A 5,637-nucleotide genomic window follows, 5' to 3' on the forward strand; every position below is an offset into this window, starting at 1 on the left:
TCTGACCGAGTCTCCGGTATTATTCAGTTCAAAACCGTGAGAATTACAGCTTCCACCGCCTTCATTCGCATACACCACCAAAAATCCATGTGGAGAAATTGTAGTTTCACCCGTATTGGTTCTGCAGCTTTCTACGAATATTTTATGCGTAGCGGTTCCGCTGCCGGAATAGTTATCCATTAAATAGTAACCGGCTAAATCAATTGTAGCGGTAGCGGATATATTATACAGCTCCACCCATTCACCGTCCGGCTTGGGACCATTGTTTTCAGGTCTTGGCAAAAATTCGTTCAACACTACGCCAGAAAGCACGGGCGGTGGCGTAATCGGCCAATGACCGGAATTTAAAGTGACGGAGATTTCTTCGGTGGCGGTGAAGCCACCCGCTCCTTCGGCCAAATCTGTCTGCCAGCCACTATAAATAAATTTAAAGGTGCATGATTTGTCCTGCAAACTGTCGGCCGTTGAACTCGGCAAACTGATGGTAAACAGCCAATCGGCCGAGGCGCTGTCAAAAATCGTTGGCGCAGTGGCAAGACTTAGCAACGTGCCGGTATATTGGGTAATACCGTGCAACTTGGCTACCAATTCCAACCCGTTGCACAGACTGTTCTCGCCGTCCGCCTGTGCCGCGCTAACCTTGTATTGAAAACCTAAAATGCCCTCGTTGGAAACATTAACAATGCGGCTGGACGACTCTCCTTTATTAATCGTGTTCGGCAAAAAATCAGTTGCCGAACTTAATGAAAAATCCAAAGTGCCGGCTTGTATAATATTGCCCGTTGAAGTTGCCGTATCATTAAAATAAGCGACCGTCTGTCCAATAGTTGAAAGGCCGGCCCAGTTGAGTGCAATCATCAACAGCAAAACTACCGCCTTAATCACGATTTGTTTGAATAATTTATCAGCCGTTTTTTTCTTAGCAGTTTTTTTCACCGGTCTTGCCCTGCTCTTTGCGTTGGCAACAGTTGGCTCAGCCTTGCTGGCTTTTTTCCGAATGATTTTTTTAATTTTTTTAATTTTCTTTATCATCTTATTCTAACTTTGACATTTTTTTATTCTTTTTAACTTCTGCAAAAATATTTTTCGTTTCATCCCAAATAATAATCATTGCCGGCACAATGATAATCAGCATAAAGCCGAAGGGCTTTTTGGCTGTATTAACCGCGTAGCCGACATAAGGTGCGGTAAATAAAACCTTTCCCACAATATCCTTACCGGTGATTTCTTTCGTGTCCGGCGCATTGTTGGCGTCGCCCTTGGTAATATAAATCGTCTCGCCGCCAACCACTTTCATTTCGTGAATTCGGTGCGTGGTCGGCGTCTGGGTCTTGCTTATACGGCCGAAGGTGATGACATCACCGACTTTGTATTCAGATGATGGTTTAACCACCACGATACTGCCGGTGTGGATGCTTGGCTCCATTGAACCGGAAAGCACTGACATTATTTTAATATTGCCGGTGATTGGAAAGATAGAGATTATAAATAGGAGAGCAAAGCCTGCCAGAAGCGCGAGTATAAGATAGTATGCGTATTTGTATAAAAATTTATAGGTCATAATTAAACATTATCAAATGCTTTATTCCTCTGCCGACGATAAGTCAGCAGAGGTAAAAACATATAATTCGAGGATTATTTTATGTTTTACTGCTGATTGAGTGTGAATGTAAGAGTCGTTGTCAAGTTCGCGCCCTGGAAGTTGTTGCCGGTAGAAGGACCGTCAACCTGCACACCCATAACAAGTTGCTTTTGTTCGCTTGCGTTAAGACCCACCGCCGCATTCGTAATCGGAGTGAGGCGCAAGTCCTGAAGGTCGGCATAGCCGTTAGCGTTCTGGTCAGTGCCGTTGATCAGACCAGCCACTGGACCACCCAAAAATCCAGCAGTGTTGACATAAGCAGAAATTTGATCGGAAGGATCTTGATCGCCCCACCAGTTGTTCTGACCGTTGACGTCCGTGCCTGTGGTATTTTGAATGCCTAGCGCGACATTTGGAGTGAAGTTGTTTTGGTTGATGGTGACAAAAGAAACACTTGGATTATCTTCTACATTCACCCCAACGGCATCCGATGGAGACTTGTGGTCAATAAGATTACTGATGTCATTGTATGTTACGACGGCATTCAGCGTATTGCCCTCCAGTCCGATCGCGTGTGACCAGAGGCCTTCAAGCGCGCTGATGGTGTTGTTCTTGATGACAAGGCCATTGATGTATCCACCCGAACCATGAACATTCACCAAGACACCATATGCCCCGCGACCTGCATTCCAAGCCGCAGTTGAAGCTTGTACATTTGAGATAATATTATTTTGAATTGTTACATCAGAGATAACGCCTGAATCGGCTGAATTACCGATGTAGATGCCCTTGGCACTTCCACTGCCCGCGAATACTAGAGTTAGATTTCCGATGTTGGTGATAGTGTTACCCGAGAAAACAAAATGCGCACCACCGGAAGAGCCGGCAGTTAAAGAAATCGCCTGGACTGAACCGCTTGATAGTGTGGTACCAATATGGTTGATATTGTTGTCCTTAACACTAATATTGCTTATTCCACTACTAATTTGCACGGCATAGGTACCGTTCGGATTTGTAATATTAAATCCGCGGATTGTTACGCCGCTTGAAGTAATATTAAATTGAATGCTTGAGGTAAATAATGGGCCTTGAGTGGAAACGATTGTCATCGGTTGGCTTACAGTAATTTCCGGGTGGCCTTCCCACGTCGAATTATAATCGCCGGGAACAACACAAACTGTTTTATTGGCGTTTGCTGAAGCGCTTGCCGCAGCAGAAATTGTAGTACCCGAAACAGTAACATCGCAATTTGTCGGCGTTACATACGCGCCAATCGTTGCCCCTGCGCCGCCCGTGAGTAGATTTGAACCGCCGAGCGTAAGCGAAGTAATACGTACTTGCTTTTCAAAACCGCCAACCGTCTCGGTATTACCTGCGCTAACGCCAAGATGCATACCGTTTACAGTTCCAATGTTCTTAAGCCACACGCTTGAAACGCTCGGCGTGCCACCTGGTGCCATCGCGGAGAAATTCCACGATGCATTTTGCGAAGTCAACCAGCCGTTATACGGAATGCCATTGCTATCTTTAGCAATAGCAAGATTGAGTGTACCTGCAGTAAAAGTATTGCCGGTTGAAGTTGCGGAGCTGCTGAAAAAGGCCATGGTTCCACCGACGACAATGGCCGCGACCGCCGCAATCAGCGCGACGCTTAAAATTATTCTTTTCATAAGTTTACTTGTACCGTTAACCTTTGCTTTGCAAAATTTAACGGGATTTGTCGGTTTCGCCGCTTGATTTATCACCAGCGTCCCTCCACTCGACCTTTATTGTGGCGCAGGTGATAAATTATCCTTAGGTTTAACCGTTTTAATTAATAACTTTTAGTTAATATATAAATTTAATAATCTTTTACCACTTGTCATTCCCGCATCTCCCTTTTGTCATTCCCGCGCAGGCGGGAATCTTTTCCTTTCTGTCATTCCCGTCCCCGTTTTCACGAGGATAAACTCCGGCGGGAATCTTTTCCTTTCTGTCATTCCCGCGCAGGCGGGAATCTTAGTCGGTTTATAGAGTAAGATCCCCTTCCCTCGCTAACGCTCCTTCGACTTAGCTCAGGACGGGTCGCCGGGGATGACAGAGGAAGGGGGCAAGGCGCTCGCCGGGGATGACAGGAGGGGTGGGACGCTCGCCGGGGATGACAGGAGCGAGTAATACGCTCGCCCTGCCTACCGGCAGGCAGGCGGGGATGACAGGGGGGGGATGCGGGAATAAAAAACGCCCTTAAAACTCAACCGGCTCGTACCATTTGTTCTAAGGGCGTTGTTGTTTATGAAAAACGTTAATGCCCGACTATTAGACATGTTGCTTAATAAGCTTCGTGACGAAATTTTCAGATTTTGCGGAAATTTTTTCAAAAATCTTTGAAGTAATATGGATATATTAGCAAAAAGATTTTTGGAAAAATTTACCGAAATCTGGAAATTGCAGTAGGAGCTTATTAAGCAGCAGGTCTATTATATTCAATTGTTAACTCATCCGGTATTGGGCGGTAAAGCCATTCTCCGCCTGATCCATCCCGAATTCATCGGCGGCGGTCGGCTGTTGGCACTGAATGTAAATTTCTTTATCTTTAATGGTTAAAACATTGAGTGATTTGCACTTGGGGCATTTTTTTTCCTGCTTGATAAAACCGGCAAATTTGGTGATGGTAGCGAAATGGCAGGTGCATTTGGCACAGCGCCAGATGAATTCTCCGATCATACACAAATAAAAAAACCCGCTATAAACTAACGGGAATCGTTTTGGACGGCTCTATTAAACAAACAACCTGCCGATTCATGGCTTGTATTTGATTTATTACACCCCGTCACCATAGAGAATTATTAGTTTTAAAATATATAAACTTATTTCTCTATTATTTTCAACTCAATTATGTGTCTGCATTCTAAGCATATTTATATTTAAAGTCAAGAGGAAGAATGCGGATAAAAAAGCAAAAAGTTACCATTTTTGACAAATTGGTAACTTAATATTTTAATAGTGTGTTTTTAGGCCGGTTTTAGGCTGGAATCGCTTAGATGATAATCAAAATAAACACCCTTAAATCTGAAGTACAACTCAATCAAGGTCGATCAGCCCGACAACATAGCCACGAACACTTTTAGCAGCGATTAGCGCTTCCTTCGCCTCTTTCTTCGTATAATTTATCGGCGTATCAAGCGGATATCTTGTTTCAATATAATAATCATTAAGCAAGATACATTCATTTTCAAGCTTAACAAATTCGTATTTTATTTTTTTACATTCATTCAGTAGTTTGATTAAGTCATGAATCTTTTCAACATTTTTGCCGGAAAATACTAAATAGCCTTTCAGATATTTTTCCGACATTTGTTGCGAGAGGAAACAGGTCGTGCCCAAGTAGCCGCCTTCAGTCAGAACAACTTTAGCCGATTTATAATCATCATCGGCTTTTTTAATCCATTCTTTGGCAAGTATCAGGTTATTTTTTTTCATAAACCAGTTTGCCTGAATTAATTATTCCCAAAATAAATCCGTCGCCAAGTCTGGTGCGCCTGGCAATCTCTGCCGGCGTATAGACTAAAATATCAACCGGAACTTGTCGATCAAGAAGAAGTCTGGAAACTTCACGATTACGTTCGCGGCGCGGCTTGATTGTTTTTTTAACTATAAAAAAATCAATGTCGCTGCTTGAAGTGATTTTTCCCTCCGCAAAAGAGCCAAAAATATATATTTTTTCCGGCTCGTATTCCTGCTTGATTTTTTCCACGAATCTGGCGGCTTCTTTTTGATAAAATTCTTTTCTGCTCATGAATATATATTACCTTTTTTACTTATAAATTGTCAAAATATAATTTTACAGGAAACACAGAAACGTTGGGGGAAACACTGGGGTCAAGTCCCATACCAGTTCGCTACGGGATAAATCTTCCCGCCCGAGGCGGATCAGCCCGGGGCTGAGAAACTTGAATTTAGTTAATCCGATTTTAATTTATAATAAGTGGCTTTGCCTTTTCCAATCTTCACAATAATGCCAAAATTTATCAATTTATTAAAATCCAAATTCCTTGCCGGCTTAGAACGCAATGTTT

Annotated in this window: 6 protein-coding genes; all 6 read right to left on the reverse strand. The window is 43.1% G+C overall.

Translation table 11 applies throughout. The annotated features are described in order from the left end of the window. A partial coding sequence (locus tag M0Q51_16955) for a lamin tail domain-containing protein (protein ID MCK9401660.1) occupies nucleotides 1-1,032 on the reverse strand: 1,032 nt, incomplete at its 3' end. 1 nt (nucleotide 1,033) lies between these two features. Beyond that, nucleotides 1,034-1,561 (reverse strand): signal peptidase I, encoded by a 528-nt coding sequence (locus M0Q51_16960; GenBank protein MCK9401661.1) that lies wholly within the window; start codon nucleotides 1,559-1,561, stop codon nucleotides 1,034-1,036. A gap of 86 nt (nucleotides 1,562-1,647) precedes the next feature. Next, nucleotides 1,648-3,252: a CalY family protein gene (locus M0Q51_16965; protein ID MCK9401662.1), complete on the reverse strand. Its 1,605-nt coding sequence runs from the start codon at nucleotides 3,250-3,252 to the stop codon at nucleotides 1,648-1,650. Nucleotides 3,253-4,051: 799 nt separating this feature from the next. Continuing rightward, nucleotides 4,052-4,285 (reverse strand): hypothetical protein, encoded by a 234-nt coding sequence (locus tag M0Q51_16970; protein ID MCK9401663.1) that lies wholly within the window; start codon nucleotides 4,283-4,285, stop codon nucleotides 4,052-4,054. 357 nt (nucleotides 4,286-4,642) lie between these two features. Further along, nucleotides 4,643-5,041 carry a HEPN domain-containing protein gene (locus M0Q51_16975; protein ID MCK9401664.1) on the reverse strand — a complete coding sequence of 133 codons (399 nt, stop codon included), beginning with the start codon at nucleotides 5,039-5,041 and terminating at the stop codon, nucleotides 4,643-4,645. Continuing rightward, nucleotides 5,028-5,315, reverse strand: a complete 288-nt coding sequence (locus M0Q51_16980) for a nucleotidyltransferase domain-containing protein (protein MCK9401665.1) — start codon at nucleotides 5,313-5,315, stop codon at nucleotides 5,028-5,030. The genes M0Q51_16975 and M0Q51_16980 overlap by 14 nt, the downstream gene beginning before the upstream one ends. Nucleotides 5,316-5,637: the final 322 nt, after the last annotated feature.

This window comes from Bacteroidales bacterium (genome assembly GCA_023229505.1).
In the GTDB taxonomy this organism is placed as follows: domain Bacteria; phylum Bacteroidota; class Bacteroidia; order Bacteroidales; family JAGOPY01; genus JAGOPY01.

Bases quoted from the DNA above. Each gene is read 5' to 3' on its own strand.
- M0Q51_16960 (MCK9401661.1), bottom strand. From the start codon at position 1,561: ATGACCTATAAATTTTTATACAAATACGCATACTATCTTATACTCGCG.
- M0Q51_16965 (MCK9401662.1), bottom strand. From the start codon at position 3,252: ATGAAAAGAATAATTTTAAGCGTCGCGCTGATTGCGGCGGTCGCGGCC.
- M0Q51_16970 (MCK9401663.1), bottom strand. From the start codon at position 4,285: ATGATCGGAGAATTCATCTGGCGCTGTGCCAAATGCACCTGCCATTTC.
- M0Q51_16975 (MCK9401664.1), bottom strand. From the start codon at position 5,041: ATGAAAAAAAATAACCTGATACTTGCCAAAGAATGGATTAAAAAAGCC.